Here is a 14,140-nt window from a genome sequence, read left to right as displayed (position 1 = left end):
GGAGCCGATCCTCATCCCGCGACCGGCACCCCGAACACCGCGGCATCGAACGTGCCGACGCGGTCGCGGAACGTGTGCGCGTATCCGGGCCAGAGCAGCGTGAGGCGGCCGCTTCGCTCGTCGACGTACCAGTTGCTGCATCCGCTCAGCCACACCGAGTCGGCGGCAGCGGCGTCGATGTCCGCGACATAGGCATCCTCTGCGTCCTGCGGCACGTCGAGGGGCATGCGGGTGGCCGCAAGGTGATCGAGTGCCCCGAGCACGTAGTCGAGCTGGGTCTCGATCATGTAGATGGCAGAGTTGTGCCCGAGACTCGCGTTCGGGCCGTCGAGCACGAAGAGGTTCGGGAACCCGTGCACGACCGTCGAGGCATACGCTCGCATACCGTCCGACCAGTGCTCGGAGAGGCGGATGCCGTGGCGTCCCGTCACGAGATCGGCGAAGGGCGGCCGCGTGGCGTTGAACCCGGTGGCGAAGACGAGCACGTCGAGGTCGTACCGCGCGCCGGATTCCGCGACGGCGGTGCCGTGCTCGATCCGGTCGAGGGCCGAGGTCTCCAGCGTCACGTTCGACGAGGCGACGGCCGGGTAGTAGTCATCGCTCAGCAACACGCGCTTGCAGCCGATCTCGTAGTCAGGCGTGAGGTCAGCGAGCAGCGCCGGATCCTTCACCTGCCGACGCAGGTGAGACGCTGCGCGCTCGCGCAGCGCGGCGATCGCGGCCGGCTCGCGCATTCGCGCGGGGAAGCCGGCCTCTGCATCCCAGAACAGGATGTCGCGCAGCCGCTCCCTTGCTGCCGGATCGGCCAGCTCTGCGCGCTCAGCCTCGGTGTAAGCGCGGTCGCCGCGCGGCACGACGTACGGCGCGCTGCGCTGGAACACCGTGACGTGGTCGGCGGCGCGCTGCAGATGCGGCAGCACCTGCACGGCGGATGCGCCGGTACCGACGAGTCCGACGCGCGCGCCGTGCAGGTCGAGGTCGGCATCCCATCCGGCGGTGTGGAGCACGGCGCCGGGGAACCCGTCCAGGCGGCCGGCGGCAGGCAGCCGTGGCTCGCTGAGCCGGCCGACCGCGCTCACCAGGCTCTTCGCTCGATACCGTCGACGGGCCGTCGTCGTCACGATCCAGTGGCCGTCGGCCTCGTCCCAGCGCGCATCCTCGACCGACTCGCCGAACCTGAGGTGCGGCAGCAGGCCCTCCTCGCGCGCGCACTGGCGCAGGTACTCCTGCAGCTCCCACCCGCTCGGGTACACGTGCGTCCACTCGGCGCTGGTGCGGAACGAGAACGAGTACAGGTGCGAGGGGATGTCGCACGCGACGCCCGGGTACACGTTGTCGCGCCAGGTGCCGCCGACGTCGTGCGCCCGCTCGAGGATCAGAAACGACTCGTCCCTGCCCTCTTGCGCGTTCCGTCGACGCAATCGGATGCCGAGCCCGAGCCCCGCGAATCCGGCGCCGACGATGAGTGTGTCGACCTCGACGACCTCGCCCGTGCGCGCCTCGGCCGAGCTCATCGTCCGACCGGCTCGTACGTCGTCGTGCGCTGGGCGAGCGGACGACCGACCTCGTCCGCGATGCGTCGCATGTCCGTCACGCTCAGCACGCGGCCCTGCTCCGGTCCCGCCCACGGTGCGAGTTCACCGTCGATCAGCACGCCGCCGAGATCGTCGACGCCGCCGGCGAGCACGAGACGCGTTCCTCGGAAACCGAGCTTCGTCCACGCCGCCTGGACGTGGTCGATCGTGCCGGCCAGCATGAGGCGGGCGACGGCGTGCACGGCACGCGACTCCCGCAGGTCCGGACCCGGCCGCGCCCCTGGAACGGCAACCGGCGAGTCCTGTGGCACGAACGGCATCGCGATGAATTCCGTGAACCCGCCCGTTCGCCCCTGCACTGCGGAGAGGGTGCGCAGGTGCGCCACCTGATCCGCAGCCGTCTCGATGTGCCCGTAAACCATGGTCGCCGTCGAGCGCAGGCCCGCCCGATGGGCCGCCTCGATCGTGACGATCCACTCGGCGACCGGCAGCTCCGTGCCGCCGGAGAGGATGTCCCTGATCCGATCGTCCAGAATTCGAGCGCCCGTCCCAGGGACCGTCCCGACGCCGGCGTTCCGCAAGCTCGCGAGATATGCCGCCAGTGGCATATCCGACCGGGCGGCTCCGTCCAGCAACTCGATCGGCCGGTAAGCGTGCACGTGCACCTGCGGCTGGTTCAGGTGGATGGCCCGCACCAGGTCTGCGTACGCGGATGCCGGCATCCGCGCATCGATCCGCCCCTGCACGCAGACCTCCGTGGCCCCCAGCCGCGCGGCCTCGTCGGCCAGCGCGCTGACGACCTCGGCCGTCAGCACCAAGCCCTCCGCCGAGGGTGCCCGTTCCTCCTCACGAGGGTGCCCGTTCCCCCGCTCGACGGTGCCCGTCTCCCCTCCCGAGCGTGCCCGTTGTTCCTCACGAAGGCCATCCGCTGTGCGGAACAGCGACGCGTCGATGTTCCGGTTCACGACATAGGTGATCTCGTCGCCGACTCGTTCTCGGCGAATATCGTCGGCGAGCGCGGCGAGGCTCTCCAGCTCGGCGCCGTCGGCGTCCAGCAGCGCGATGTAGTCCGTGTCGTCGAGTCCAGACGGATCGCGTCGAGCAGCCTCCAGCAGCGTGCGGAAGCTGCCGGCGCTGTCGCGCGTGGGCACCGACGCGTCATTCGCGGTGGCGTGATGGTGCGCTGCCGGCGCCGCTGCCGGCGTCTGGAGTGTCCACGGCCGTCCGACGACGGGCGCGGCCTCGTCGGCGAGGCCCGCGGCGTCCGCGAGTGCGCGCGTGTGCGGCAGCACCGCCGGATCGATCCAGGGCTCGCCCCGTCTCACGAAGTGGGGATGCGTGGTCAGACGCTCGTGCAGCCGGTATCCGGCGCGCGCCGTGAGCCGTGCGAGTTCGTCGATCTGCGGCCAGGGACGCTCGGGGTTGACGTGATCCGGAGTGAGCGGGCTGACACCGCCCCAGTCGTCGATGCCAGCGCGCAGGAGCAGGGCCAGCTCGTCGTGATCGGTGAGGTTCGGGGGAGCCTGGATGCGAGCATCCGCTCCGAGAACGAGCCGCGTCACCGCCACAGCTGCCGCATACTCGTCGGCGGCGAGGTCCGGGTGATGCATCATGGCCGTCGCATCCTTGGCGCGGAAGTTCTGCACGATCACCTCTTGCACGTGCTCCCAGCGCTCGGATGCCGCACGCAATGCGAACATCGCATCGACCCGGTCGCGCACGGTCTCACCGATGCCCAGCAGCACGCCCGTGGTGAACGGGATCTGCGACCGACCTGCGTCGTCGATCACGCGCAGCCGCACGGCAGGATCCTTGTCGGGCGAGCCGAAGTGCGCCTGCCCCTTCTCCGCCCAGAGCCGCACCGAGGTGGTCTCGAGCATCATGCCCATGGATGGCGCGACCGGCTTGAGGCGCTGCAGCTCGGCCCACGACATGACGCCCGGGTTGAGGTGGGGGAGCAGCCCTGTCTCCTCGAGCACCCGGATCGCCATGGCCCGCATGTACTCGATGGTCGAGGCGTATCCGTGGTCCGCCAGCCACTCTCTGGCGACGGCCCAGCGGTTCTCCGGACGGTCGCCGAGCGTGAACAGGGCCTCCTTGCAGCCCATCGCTGCGCCCTGCCGCGCGATCTCCAGCACCTCCTCCTCGGAGAGTAACGGCGCGATTCCCGCCTTGGCGAGCTTGCCGGGGGTCTGCACGAAGATGCAGTAGTGGCAGCGGTCCTGGCAGAGGTGGGTCAGAGGGATGAAGACCTTGCGCGAGTACGTGACGACGCCCGGCCGACCCGCGGTGTCGAGTCCGGCGTCGCGCAGCCGACCGGCCAGGTCGAGCAGTTCGTCGAGCTGGGCATCGCGTGCGTACAGCAGGGTCTCGGCGTCGTCCATCTCGGGAGGGATGCCGGAATCGGCCGCGACCAGGGCACGGGTCAGCGCGGAGGCGATGGCATCCGCCGTCGGTCGTGGGTCTTCAGGTACTGACGGCCTGGTGGCGGAGCGGATCTCGGGGGCGGGGAGCAATTCGGCGGGCACGGACATCCTCGGCGACGGAACGGACGACGGTGACAATGAGGATGCGGCCCACAGCCCGGGCCTTACAGCGGATCAGCCGCCAGCCTAGCGGCGCGGCCCCGCGCCGGTGACCGCGCCTGCCGCGTGCCGTTCAGTGCCGCGTCAGGCGCACCATCGGGATGACCCTGCTCGTCTTGACCTGATAGTCCAAGAAGCTCGGATAGATCGCCGTGAACTCCGCCCATGCAGCGTCGTGATCCGGCCCTCGCTGCACCGTCGCGTGCACGGGTACGACGCCGTCGTCCGGGGTCTCGATCGCGACCTCCGGATTCGCGACCAGGTTGTGGAACCACGCGGGGTGCTCGGGCGCTCCTGCCTTCGAGGCCGACACCAACCAGGAATCCGGGCCCGACTTCAGCGCGGCGACAGGCGTCACGCGCTCCTGTCCGCTCTTCGCCCCGACGTGGTGGAGCAGCACGAGGCTGCGTCCGAAGTGCGTGACCGTGCCGCCGGTCGCACGGAACTCGTCGATGATCGGCTGGTTGTAGCCCGAGTGGTCAGCCATGGATGCTCTCCTTTGGTCTTCGCTGAGCCTAGGGAGGCATCCCGGGATCGTGGGGCCATCGACCAGCACTCCGCGCACAGCGAACGCCGGTCACGCTGGCACGGTGGCGGTGGCAGCGGTCTCACTCGAAGGCGAGCTCCAAGGCGTCGGCGGCCATCCTCGCTGTGGCCGGAACGTCGCGCATCCACAACGGAACCGCGCGGGCACGGATGCCCGCCTCAGCGAGGTGAGGGACGGCGTCCGCGTCGGTCTCGTCGACGAGCCAGCCATCGATCAGACCGGCTGACTTCGTGCGGCGCGCGCCGTAGTGCAGGCCGACCCCCTGCGCGGACGTCTCGACGCCGATCACGGTGAGGCAGGCATCCGCCATTCCGCGCACTGCCGCGCCTCCGATGATGGGCGAGACGCCGACGACGTGCGCCGCGGTCTGTCGCACAGCGTCGCGGATGCCCGGCACGTTGAGGATCGTCCCGACCGACACCACCGGGTTGGAGGGCGGCAGGATCACGACATCCGCGTCGAGGATCGCCTCGATCACGCCGGGAGCCGCCGTGGCCTGCTCCAGTCCCCGCTGCACGAACTCCGTCGCCGGAACGTGGGCTCGATACCGCACCCACCACTCCTCGAAGTGGATGAGGGCGCCGGCCGGATGCTCGTCAACGGCCTCGCCCACCCGCACCTGGGTCTCGACTGGCTGGTCGCTCATCGGCAGGAGGCGTGCCGCCGGCTTCCAGCGCCTGCACAGGTACTCCGTCGCCTCGCTCAGCGTCGCGCCGTCGCGCAGCAGTTCCGTGCGCACGATGTGCGTGCCGAGGTCCAGGTCGCCGAGGGTGAACCAGTCCCAGCCGCGCCCGTACGCCGCGATCTCGCCGGACACACGGCGGGATTCGTCATCGCGGCCCCAGCCCTGCTCCTCGCTGATCCCGCCGCCCAAGGTGTACATCACCGTGTCGAGGTCGGGGCAGACCCGGAGGCCGTTCAGCGTCATGTCGTCGCCCGTGTTGACGACGACGGTGACGGCCACGCGCGAGCCGCCCGTGCCGTCGGGGTAGGCATCTTCCAGATGGGCGAGCAGCCCCCTGGTGAATCGCGCGCCTCCGACGCCGCCGGCCAACACTGTCACACGCTGAAGCTCGCTCACCGCACAAGTCAACAGCACGGCACGGGAACCGATGATCACTGCTCGGTCCGCTGTCGCGCTCGCATCGCCTCCTGCACGACCGCCCAGGCATCCGCGACGGGTCCCAGATGCGCGTGCTTGTAGGGGTTGAGCACCGTGCGAATGGCCTGGATCCGGGCGCCGAGCACGTCGGCCGTCGCGTGATCGCTTCACATGTCTTCCCTCTCAGACGAGCCGGCTGTGCGAGATGTGACATCGGGCCAGAATCGACGCATGCCCTCGGCTCTGCGTCTCACTCGTGCGTCCGTCGCCTGGTTCTCCCGCACCCGGTTCTTCCGTGCCGTCGGGCCGACCGTGATGCCGCCGCTCGAGCGCTGCATCGCCTTCCTGACCGGCGGACGAGTACAGATGAGTGGCCTTCTGGTGCCGTCACTCGTGCTGCGCACGACCGGCGCGAAGAGCGGGCTGGAGCGCGAGACGGCGTTGATGTACTGCCCTGAGCCCGCCGGACGGATGCTCGTCACCGGCAGCAACTTCGCCCGTGACACGCACCCGGCCTGGACCGCCAACCTGCTGGCGCATCCGGATGCGGTTGTCGTGGTGCACGGGCGCCCGATCGCCGTGCGGGCGCAGCTCATCGGCGACGACGAACGCGAAGCGGTGTGGACACACATCCAGCGTCAGTGGCCCGGATACCGCGGATACGAACGTGCGAGCGGACGCGTCCTCCGCATCTTCCGGCTGACGCCGGCGGAGCCATCCGCCCCACCCATTGGTTGAGCTTGCCGCCCACTGGCTCAGCTTGCAGAACGGATCACGACGTCGGACTCGGCTGTTTCGATGAGCTCAACGAGCGCCCCCGCTCAGCCCGCGGTGCAATGCGTCACTTCAGCAGCCGCGACAGCACCCGATCCGCGAGCGGTTTGCCGCCGGTCTGACACGTCGGGCAGTACTGGAACGTCGAGTCCGCGTAGATGACCTGCCGGATCGTGTCGCCGCAGCGCGGACACGGCTCGCCGAAGCGGGCGTGCACGTTCAGGTTCGACTTCTTCTCCGCTTTGAGTTCCGAGGCCTTCAGCCCGTCGGCCCGCTCGAGCGCCTCGCGGAGCATCCGCTGCATTGCCTCGTAGAGGGTGTGCACGTCTTCCGGGGGCATGTTCGCCGGCTTGAACGGCGACATCTTCGCCGCCCAGAGGATCTCATCCGAGTACGCGTTGCCGATCCCGGCGATGCGAGACTGGCTGCGCAAGACGCCCTTGATCTGCGAGCGTCCTGCCGCTGCGAGGATGCCGGCGAAGACCTCTTCCGTGAACTCGGGTGCCAGCGGGTCTGGGCCCAGGCTCGCCACACCGGGGACGTCATCGGGGTTGCGGACGAGCGAGATGGCCAGGCTCTTCTTGGTGCCGGCCTCGGTGATGTCGAGTCCCGACCCGTCGTCCAGCACGAGCCTGGCGGCCAGCGGACCGGCGCTGCGTCCGCGCGGTCGGGCGGCCGGGATCGGCGCAGCTTCGCGCCAGCGGATCCAACCGGCCCTGGCGAGATGCACGATCAGGTGGAGGGTCTCGTGCTCGCTCACGGCGCCGGCCGTCGCTTCCGTCGGAACGAGGGTGAAGTCGAGGAACTTGCCGTGCCTGCCCACGCCGGCCACTGACCTTCCATGAAGCGCGGAGACCGGCGGATCGAATGTCTTGAGCGCGGCGAAGGCCGTCACATCGAGGCGGTCGATGACGTGCCCGCGCAGCCGACCGTCGAGATCGGCGGCCAGCGCGTGCACTTCAGGCAACTCGGGCACCCGTCAAGTCTGCACTTCTCGCGTGCCCGCTGTCTCGCGGACAACCGGAGAACGGCCGATCTGGCTCTTCGCCGAGGTCGGGTTCTCGTCTTCACCCGGAGAACGGGACCCGTCGTCGAAAACGGACCGATCGGCGACGGCGCCGACCGTGCCGCCGGCATCGAGCCTCAGCTCAGGATGTCCTTGGTCGCGAACCGTCCGTACGCGAGCGCACCGAACACCACGACGTACCCGAGCTGGAGCACGGCGTTCTGTCCGTAGGAATCCCACACGATCGGATCGCGCAGCAGGTCCGCGAATCCGAGCCAGTAGTGGGTGAAGAGCCACGGATGCAGCCAGTCCAGTTGCGGAAGCTGATCCATGATCTGCGAGGCGCCTGCGAGCACCACCGTCGCGGCCATGGCGCCGACGGGCACCGTCGTCAGCGTGGAGATGAACAGCCCGATGGCGCCGAGGCCGGTGAGTGAGATGGCGACGTATCCGGCGAGGAGGGCGGTGCGGGTGACGAAGCCGACGGCATCCGTGGTGTCGCCGGAGAGCAGCGTGACCGGTCCGATCGGGAAGAGGATCGCCCCGATCCCGATGCCCGCCAGCACGATGGCTGCAGTGGCAGCCGCGGAGAACACGACGACGCCGGCGTATTTGACGGCGAGGATCCGGATGCGCCCCGCCGGGGCGATGAGCAGATAACGCAACGTGCCGAGCCCGGCCTCGCCCGCCACCGTGTCGCCTGCGACCACGCCGAGCGTGAGCGGCAGGAACAGCGGGATGCACACCACGAGCGCGGTGAACGCGACGAACAGTCCGTTGTCGGTGATGGAGCCGAGGAAGGCGGGCCCGCGTCCACGCGATCCTGCTCCTGTGATGCGCACGACGATGGCGATCAGCACGGGGATGGCGGCCAGCGCCACCAGCATCGCGATCGTGCGGCGCCGGCGGAACAGGGTGCCCAGTTCCGAGCCTAGCAGTGCGAACGGACGAAGCCGGGGCGCGGCATCCGCTGCGGACGGCGCATCCGTCGGCCGCACGGGGATCTGCGTCGGCACGCCGTCACGCGCCTCGCCGGGCGACTCAGCCGGCGACATCGAAACCCTCCCCGGTGAGCTCGACGAACCGGTCCTCCAGCGATGGCGTCGTGACCTCGAAGCCGCGCACCCGGACGCCCATCGTGACGAGCGATTCCACGAGCGCCTCCGGTGCGGCATCCGCTGACAGCTCGGCGGTCACCCGGTCGCCCTCGGTGCGCGGGTCGAGTCCCAGGCTCAGCAGAACGGCGGCCGCTGCGCCGGCGTCCGGCGACAGGACGACGGAGCGACGTCCGCCGCTCGATCGCAGCTCGTCGAGCGATCCGGATGCCACCAGCCGGCCGGCGCGCATCACCGCCACATGGCTGCACAACTGCTCCACCTCGCTCAGCAGGTGACTGGAGACGAAGACGGTCGCGCCCTCGTCTGCGAGCCGACGGATCAGGCTGCGCACCTCGCGCGTGCCCTGCGGATCCAACCCGTTGCTCGGCTCGTCGAGCACGAGGAGCTCGCGCGGACGCAGCAGCGCACCGGCGAGGCCGAGACGCTGCTTCATGCCCAACGAGTACGCGTGCGCCTTCTTGTCGGCGGCGTGCGTGAGGCCGACGCGATCCAGCGCGTCCGCGACGCGACTCCGCCTCGTCGGCGACACGGATCGCGGGTCGGCGGCGTCGAGCCTGCTGAGGTTCGCACGCCCGGTGAGGAACGGGTAGAACGCCGGACCCTCCACCAGAGCGCCGACGCGCGGCAACACTGTCGCGGATGCGCGGGGCATCCGCTCGCCGAGCAGCTCGACAGTGCCGGCGTTCGGCGCGGCGAGTCCGAGCAGCATGCGGATGGTCGTGGTCTTGCCCGACCCGTTCGGCCCGAGGAAACCGAAGACGGATCCCTGTGGCACCTCGAGGTCGAGGCCGCCGACCGCGACCTGCCTGCCGAACTTCTTCGTGAGCCCCCGAACGCTGATCGCGGAACCGGTGCCCGTCACCGCGCCTCCTCAGCCCGCCACGATGGCGGTCGTGGCAGGCGCCGTCACTTCGCCGCCGACTCGAGCGCGGTGAGCGGAACGGCTCCCGCGTACACCCGGCCATCGGAGGTGATCAGCACCGAGAACAGCGATGTCTGCAGTCCGCGGCCGCCGTCGACCGACTGCGACAGCTCGTTCAGCAGGTGCGACTGCGACGGCGTGAGGCCGGACAGGCCGGCGCCGGTCGATCCGGCGGGCACCGCAACGATCGAGGACCATCCGGACCCGATCACGCTCGGCTTCTCGAACGAGCCGGGCGTGCGGTTGTCAGGATGCGATGTGTGCGACGGCAGCGTCTTCTGCGTGACCTGTGCGCCCTTCGGCGGCGTGAACGTGAAGTTGGATGCCGCAGGCACCCCGAAATCGATCGATGTGAACTCGACGGAGGCAGCAGGCGCCGTCTGGCCGCGCGCGTCGATCTCTGCCGCGAGCGGCACCCCGGTCTTCGTGTCGACCGAGAGCACCGCTGCGCCGACGAGCGTGTCCTGCGTCTTCGGCTCGATGGTGAGCTTCCACACCGATCGGCCGGCTTGCGAGCCCGAGGAGACGCTCAGCGTGGCGTCCGTGCTCGCCTTGGAGACGAGCTGCTCGGCGAGGTCCTGCGGTGTCGCGGATGCCGTCGACTTCTTCGCTGCGGTCTTCGACGGCAGCGTCGTGTGCGTGGCCTGGTCCTTGGCGGAGTCCCATGTCCACACGCTCGTGCCGTTGCGCACCACGTCGCGCTCGGCGAGGCTGTCCAGCACCTGCAGCCGCTGCTTGCTCGGGCCGTCTACGTACACCTCGGCCTTGTGAGGGGTGGTGAGCAGTTCGAGGATCCCGGATGCCTGCGAGTCGACGCCGCCGGTGGCGCTCGACGGCAGGGACGGCAGGCCGAGATCGCTGGACTGCTCGAGGGTCCCCGAGTAGTGGGCATCCTTCGCCTTCGCGATGAGTGCGATCACCTGGGCGGCGGTCGGCGTCTTGGCGCTCTGTGCGACGGACGCATGCGTCGCGGATGCCGGGCTCGCCAGCGCGGGCGCCATCGCGCCCGCTCCGAACGCCACGCCCGCCACGACGACGGGTGCGACGAGTGCCGGCATCCACTTCGAAAGCCTGTTCATCGGGTGACCACCTCGGTGAGGGTTGTTCATGCGCGACCGACTTCGTGAGGATCGTATTCACCGAGCTCACCGCTCGATTCCTGCCGGATCACGGTCGACGCGTTCGCTGTCGTTGCCGTCAGATTAGGACGGAATGCTCCGTCCCTGCTGGGTGAATCACAGCCCGAAGCTGCGTGAATCACAATGGAGGCATGGCGCGCGGACTCCTCATCATCGACGTGCAGAACGACTTCACCGAGGGCGGGGCCCTTGGCGTGGACGGCGGTGCAGCGGTGGCGGCCGGCGTCACGCGGCTGCTGGCCTCCGATCCGCACCGCTACGACCTCGTCGTCGCCTCGCGCGACTGGCACAACGGCGACGACGACAACGGCGGGCACTTCGCAACGGATGCCCCACCCGACTTCGTCACGACCTGGCCGGTGCACTGCGTCGCGGGCACCTTCGGGGCCGAGTACCACTCGGCGCTCGACGAGCGGGCGATCGACGCCCACATCCTGAAGGGGCAGGGCGTTCCCGCGTACTCGATCTACGAGGGACGGACGGATGCAGGCACCGGCCTCACCGCGCTGTTGGACGCCGCGGATGTGCACAGTCTCGACGTCGTCGGCATCGCGACGGACTACTGCGTGCGCGCATCCGCTCTGGATGCACTCAGCGATGGCCGCGATGTGCGCGTCCTGCTGGACCTCATCGCCGGAGTGTCACCGGAAACAAGCGCGCGGGCTCTGGACGAACTGCGCTCGGCCGGCGTTCGACTGGGCCGCAGCGACGACTGAGCGCTAGCTTCTATCGGCGGCTCGACGTCGTCGGAGGGTCAGTGCTCGGCGCTCTCGATGGCGTAGTGCTCGGTGTCGACGATCGAGCCGCGCTCAGGATGCGCCTTGCGGGTCTGGGCGTCCTTGGCCGCATCGAACAGCGTCCAGAAGCAGAACAAACCGAAGATCACCGCTCCGGCGGCGAAGACCAAGTACTCCACGGAATGCTCCCTTTCGTCGTTGCGCGTCTCACTTTACCGTGACCAGCGACGGCATCCGTCCGGCACCGTCCTACGAGACGGATCCCGTGACCAGGCCGTACGACGAGTCGTAGATGGCGGAGAACGCGGTGGCCAGCTTGATGATGACGACGGCGAAGTAGATGACGTAGACGGCGATCAGTCCCCAGATCGGCCACATCGTGTTCGCCCCTCCGCGGCGCCGGGCGACGACGGTGCGACCGATCACGTAGACCGGGCCGGTGAGGAACGTCCACGCCCAGTGGAACGGACGGACGAATCCGCGTCGCGCGAGCACTCGCGAGTCGAAGAACGCGAACAGCACTGAGAGCCCGTAGATGACGACGCCGAGCACCTGGACCGCCAGCGCGGAGACGATGAAACCGGACATCGACGCGATGAGCTGCGTCGTGTCGCCCCGAGAGACTTCCCCCTGTTGGCTGAGCGAGATCACGGTGCGGAAGTACGACGAGTAGTCGACGAAGAGGAACGCGACAGCCGTCACGAGCGGGAGCGCAACCACGAGCCAGATGTACGAGGTGAGCGCTGACGTTCCCGGCTGCACGCGGGGGAAGCCCGGCGGCTGCGCCGGATACACGGGCTGGTATCCGGCCTGCTGGTAGGCGCCCTGCTGGTTCACGGGCGGATACGTTCCCGGCCCGCCGGCGGGCGCCGGCGGGACCGGTGGCACCTGCTGAGGCGACGACGCGGGCTGCGCTGCGGGTCCGGAGGTCTGCGTTCCCGCGTCGTAGAGCGGCTGACCGCCCTGCGGAGCCGGCCGCGAGTGCTCCGTCCAGCGCGCGCCGTCCCACCAGCGCTGTCCGCCAGGGTTCTGCGGATCCGGATCCGGATACCAGGCGGGAGGTGTCGTCGGCTGGTCGGGGTCGCTCATGGTGTAGCTCCGCACTCAATTCGGGGACGCAGCGTCGCAGGGACGCGGTCGACGGGATCGCTGTCGTCGCGGGCATGGCATGAGAGCACGCGATGTTCGCGGACGCGGCGAGCGTAGCGCACCGACACCATGGATTCGCCACAGTTCTGCGCTGAAGACCGAGTGCATACGATGGGGCGATGGCCGAGGCGACACCGCAGACGACGCGCGCCGACATCTGGGTGTGGTCGGTGCGCTTCTTCAAGACCCGATCCCTTGCGACGGCGGCCTGCAAGGCCGGTCACGTGAAGGTGAACGGCGATCGGGCGAAGGCGGCGCAGGTCGTGCGGATCGGCGATGAGATCCGCGTGCAGACCGATCGCGAGCACATCGTGGAGGTGCGCGACATCCTCACCAAGCGGGTGGGCGCGCCGATTGCCCAGGCTGCGTACCTCGACAAGACCCCCGCACTTCCGCCGCGGGTCGAGCAGCCGTCGATCGTGCACCGCGAACGTGGTGCAGGCAGGCCGACCAAACGGGATCGGCGCGAACTGAACCGGCTTCGCGGGCGCGACTGACGACATCCGCGCGTCATCGAGCTCGGTCGCCATCGACGTCACGACGAGGCGCGCCGCTCACGACGAAGCGGGAAGCGGTGCCGCAGCGAAGAAATGCCAGCCGAGCCACCACCAGAACACGATGATCGTGATGCGGATGGCCCGTGATGCCATCACGCGATCGAGCAGTGTTCCCAGCGGTGCGACGCGATCAGGTGCTCGTCTGCTGTACCAGGCGAGCACGAGACCGAAGACGACGACGGCCGCGAAGCCGGCGATCGTGATGATGCGGCTCATGAGCGCCTCCCTCGACGCAGGAACGCCGCTCCGGCGAGCAGCCAGAGCGCGGCGCAGGCTGCGCGGCCCAGGGGGTTCGCGACGACCGGATCGATCAGGTCGGAGAGCGGCGGGTGGTCGAACTCCGCCTGCGGCGACGGCATGGCGAGGAAGAACGACGCCAGCTCCCACAGGCACAGGAACACGGCGACGGATGCCCACAGAACCGCGGCTCGTCGTACCGGGCGACGCAGTGCGACGGCATCGGTCGCATCCGGCAGGGCATCGGGAGGCGCGGATGGCTCCGTCGCCTCCGCTGCGAATGGATCGTCGTCACGCCACGCCATGATCACCGCAGTCGCTCCGACCACGGCCACCACGATCACGTCGAGGATCGCCCACTGCGGTGTGAACGCGATCACCGTGACGGCGAGCGCGCCGAGCACGAGCTGCACGGCGAGGCTCACGCGGGGGAGCGGATACCGGTCGAGCCTGGCGAGCCAGCCTGCGGCATCCGTGAGCAGTGCGACGGCAGCGACGAGGAAGAACACGCCGTCGACCGGGGCGCCGCGGTAGATCTGGAAGGAGCCGCAGAGCGCGAGGATCACGATCCACCACCAGTCGAGGCGCATCCGGGCCGCGAAGCCGGCGCGGACGGTCGGCGCCGCGCGCGACGGTCCCGTCTGCGCGGGAATCGCGCGAGAGGGGATGCCGTCCGATGACGGGTCCTGCTCGTCTCGACCCGTCGAGCGTTCCGATGCCCCTCCTGCCATG

The 14,140-nt window shown here is 69.5% G+C and carries 16 protein-coding genes; 3 read left to right on the top strand and 13 right to left on the bottom strand.

Annotated features, from left to right (window positions below; all coding sequences use genetic code 11):
* Positions 1–11: 11 nt before the first annotated feature.
* The 5 genes from HII28_RS06350 to HII28_RS20465 all read right to left on the bottom strand — a co-directional run bounded on the left by HII28_RS06350 (position 12) and on the right by HII28_RS20465 (position 5,915).
* The gene (locus HII28_RS06350; RefSeq protein WP_170024627.1) at positions 12–1,514 is read right to left on the bottom strand and encodes an NAD(P)/FAD-dependent oxidoreductase; all 1,503 of its coding nucleotides are present in this window, start codon (positions 1,512–1,514) and stop codon (positions 12–14) included.
* Positions 1,511–4,063 carry a 7,8-didemethyl-8-hydroxy-5-deazariboflavin synthase CofG gene (gene cofG / locus HII28_RS06345; protein ID WP_346769213.1) on the bottom strand — a complete coding sequence of 851 codons (2,553 nt, stop codon included), beginning with the start codon at positions 4,061–4,063 and terminating at the stop codon, positions 1,511–1,513. The genes HII28_RS06350 and cofG overlap by 4 nt, the downstream gene beginning before the upstream one ends.
* Before the next feature lie 130 nt (positions 4,064–4,193).
* Complete coding sequence (locus HII28_RS06340) at positions 4,194–4,607, bottom strand: nitroreductase/quinone reductase family protein (RefSeq protein ID WP_170024625.1); 414 nt, start codon at positions 4,605–4,607, stop codon at positions 4,194–4,196.
* A gap of 121 nt (positions 4,608–4,728) precedes the next feature.
* Positions 4,729–5,748 (bottom strand): 2-phospho-L-lactate transferase, encoded by a 1,020-nt coding sequence (gene cofD / locus HII28_RS06335; RefSeq protein WP_346769212.1) that lies wholly within the window; start codon positions 5,746–5,748, stop codon positions 4,729–4,731.
* Positions 5,749–5,783: 35 nt separating this feature from the next.
* On the bottom strand, positions 5,784–5,915 hold the full coding sequence (locus tag HII28_RS20465; protein ID WP_277348396.1) for a hypothetical protein: 132 nt from the start codon (positions 5,913–5,915) through the stop codon (positions 5,784–5,786).
* Positions 5,916–6,000: 85 nt separating this feature from the next.
* Here HII28_RS20465 and HII28_RS06325 point away from each other — a divergent pair, with 85 nt between their 5' ends.
* Complete coding sequence (locus HII28_RS06325) at positions 6,001–6,507, top strand: nitroreductase family deazaflavin-dependent oxidoreductase (protein ID WP_170024624.1); 507 nt, start codon at positions 6,001–6,003, stop codon at positions 6,505–6,507.
* Between the two features lie 103 nt (positions 6,508–6,610).
* Here HII28_RS06325 and HII28_RS06320 read toward each other — a convergent pair whose 3' ends face one another.
* From HII28_RS06320 to HII28_RS06305, 4 genes are all read right to left on the bottom strand, one after another.
* Entirely contained in the window at positions 6,611–7,519 is a 909-nt protein-coding gene (locus tag HII28_RS06320; RefSeq protein WP_170024623.1) for an Fpg/Nei family DNA glycosylase, read from the bottom strand.
* 167 nt (positions 7,520–7,686) lie between these two features.
* Positions 7,687–8,604, bottom strand: coding sequence for an ABC transporter permease (locus HII28_RS06315; protein ID WP_170024622.1), 918 nt, complete (start codon positions 8,602–8,604; stop codon positions 7,687–7,689).
* Complete coding sequence (locus tag HII28_RS06310) at positions 8,591–9,529, bottom strand: ABC transporter ATP-binding protein (RefSeq protein WP_170024621.1); 939 nt, start codon at positions 9,527–9,529, stop codon at positions 8,591–8,593. Before HII28_RS06310 ends, HII28_RS06315 begins: the two co-directional genes overlap by 14 nt.
* A 44-nt stretch (positions 9,530–9,573) precedes the next feature.
* Entirely contained in the window at positions 9,574–10,668 is a 1,095-nt protein-coding gene (locus HII28_RS06305; RefSeq protein ID WP_170024620.1) for an outer membrane lipoprotein carrier protein LolA, read from the bottom strand.
* A gap of 191 nt (positions 10,669–10,859) precedes the next feature.
* Here HII28_RS06305 and HII28_RS06300 point away from each other — a divergent pair, with 191 nt between their 5' ends.
* Positions 10,860–11,444: an isochorismatase family protein gene (locus tag HII28_RS06300; RefSeq protein ID WP_170024619.1), complete on the top strand. Its 585-nt coding sequence runs from the start codon at positions 10,860–10,862 to the stop codon at positions 11,442–11,444.
* 38 nt (positions 11,445–11,482) lie between these two features.
* Here the strand turns inward: HII28_RS06300 and HII28_RS06295 are convergent, their stop codons facing one another.
* Together HII28_RS06295 and HII28_RS06290 are read right to left on the bottom strand one after the other, a co-directional pair.
* A complete protein-coding gene (locus HII28_RS06295) occupies positions 11,483–11,644 on the bottom strand; it encodes a hypothetical protein (RefSeq protein ID WP_170024618.1) in 162 nt (53 codons plus the stop codon).
* Between the two features lie 70 nt (positions 11,645–11,714).
* On the bottom strand, positions 11,715–12,554 hold the full coding sequence (locus HII28_RS06290; RefSeq protein WP_170024617.1) for a DUF2510 domain-containing protein: 840 nt from the start codon (positions 12,552–12,554) through the stop codon (positions 11,715–11,717).
* A gap of 179 nt (positions 12,555–12,733) precedes the next feature.
* Here HII28_RS06290 and HII28_RS06285 point away from each other — a divergent pair, with 179 nt between their 5' ends.
* Positions 12,734–13,111: an RNA-binding S4 domain-containing protein gene (locus HII28_RS06285; RefSeq protein WP_170024616.1), complete on the top strand. Its 378-nt coding sequence runs from the start codon at positions 12,734–12,736 to the stop codon at positions 13,109–13,111.
* A 57-nt stretch (positions 13,112–13,168) separates the two neighbouring features.
* Here HII28_RS06285 and HII28_RS06280 read toward each other — a convergent pair whose 3' ends face one another.
* Together HII28_RS06280 and HII28_RS06275 are read right to left on the bottom strand one after the other, a co-directional pair.
* On the bottom strand, positions 13,169–13,387 hold the full coding sequence (locus HII28_RS06280; protein WP_170024615.1) for a DUF6186 family protein: 219 nt from the start codon (positions 13,385–13,387) through the stop codon (positions 13,169–13,171).
* Positions 13,384–14,139, bottom strand: coding sequence for a hypothetical protein (locus HII28_RS06275; protein ID WP_170024614.1), 756 nt, complete (start codon positions 14,137–14,139; stop codon positions 13,384–13,386). The genes HII28_RS06280 and HII28_RS06275 overlap by 4 nt, the downstream gene beginning before the upstream one ends.
* Between the last annotated feature and the right edge of the window lies 1 nt (position 14,140).

It is taken from the genome of Planctomonas sp. JC2975, from assembly GCF_012985205.1.
In the GTDB taxonomy this organism is placed as follows: Bacteria; Actinomycetota; Actinomycetes; order Actinomycetales; family Microbacteriaceae; genus Humibacter.
Note: the sequence above shows the minus strand (reverse complement) of the source record. Positions and strands in the feature narration are given on the sequence as shown.

What these genes read in the sequence shown, in the direction of transcription:
- HII28_RS06350 (WP_170024627.1), bottom strand. Translation starts at nt 1,514, where the DNA reads ATGAGCTCGGCCGAGGCGCGCACGGGCGAGGTCGTCGAGGTCGACACA.
- HII28_RS06340 (WP_170024625.1), bottom strand. Translation starts at nt 4,607, where the DNA reads ATGGCTGACCACTCGGGCTACAACCAGCCGATCATCGACGAGTTCCGT.
- HII28_RS06325 (WP_170024624.1), top strand. Translation starts at nt 6,001, where the DNA reads ATGCCCTCGGCTCTGCGTCTCACTCGTGCGTCCGTCGCCTGGTTCTCC.
- HII28_RS06315 (WP_170024622.1), bottom strand. Translation starts at nt 8,604, where the DNA reads ATGTCGCCGGCTGAGTCGCCCGGCGAGGCGCGTGACGGCGTGCCGACG.
- HII28_RS06305 (WP_170024620.1), bottom strand. Translation starts at nt 10,668, where the DNA reads ATGAACAGGCTTTCGAAGTGGATGCCGGCACTCGTCGCACCCGTCGTC.
- HII28_RS06300 (WP_170024619.1), top strand. Translation starts at nt 10,860, where the DNA reads ATGGCGCGCGGACTCCTCATCATCGACGTGCAGAACGACTTCACCGAG.
- HII28_RS06290 (WP_170024617.1), bottom strand. Translation starts at nt 12,554, where the DNA reads ATGAGCGACCCCGACCAGCCGACGACACCTCCCGCCTGGTATCCGGAT.
- HII28_RS06285 (WP_170024616.1), top strand. Translation starts at nt 12,734, where the DNA reads ATGGCCGAGGCGACACCGCAGACGACGCGCGCCGACATCTGGGTGTGG.
- HII28_RS06280 (WP_170024615.1), bottom strand. Translation starts at nt 13,387, where the DNA reads ATGAGCCGCATCATCACGATCGCCGGCTTCGCGGCCGTCGTCGTCTTC.
- HII28_RS06275 (WP_170024614.1), bottom strand. Translation starts at nt 14,139, where the DNA reads ATGGCAGGAGGGGCATCGGAACGCTCGACGGGTCGAGACGAGCAGGAC.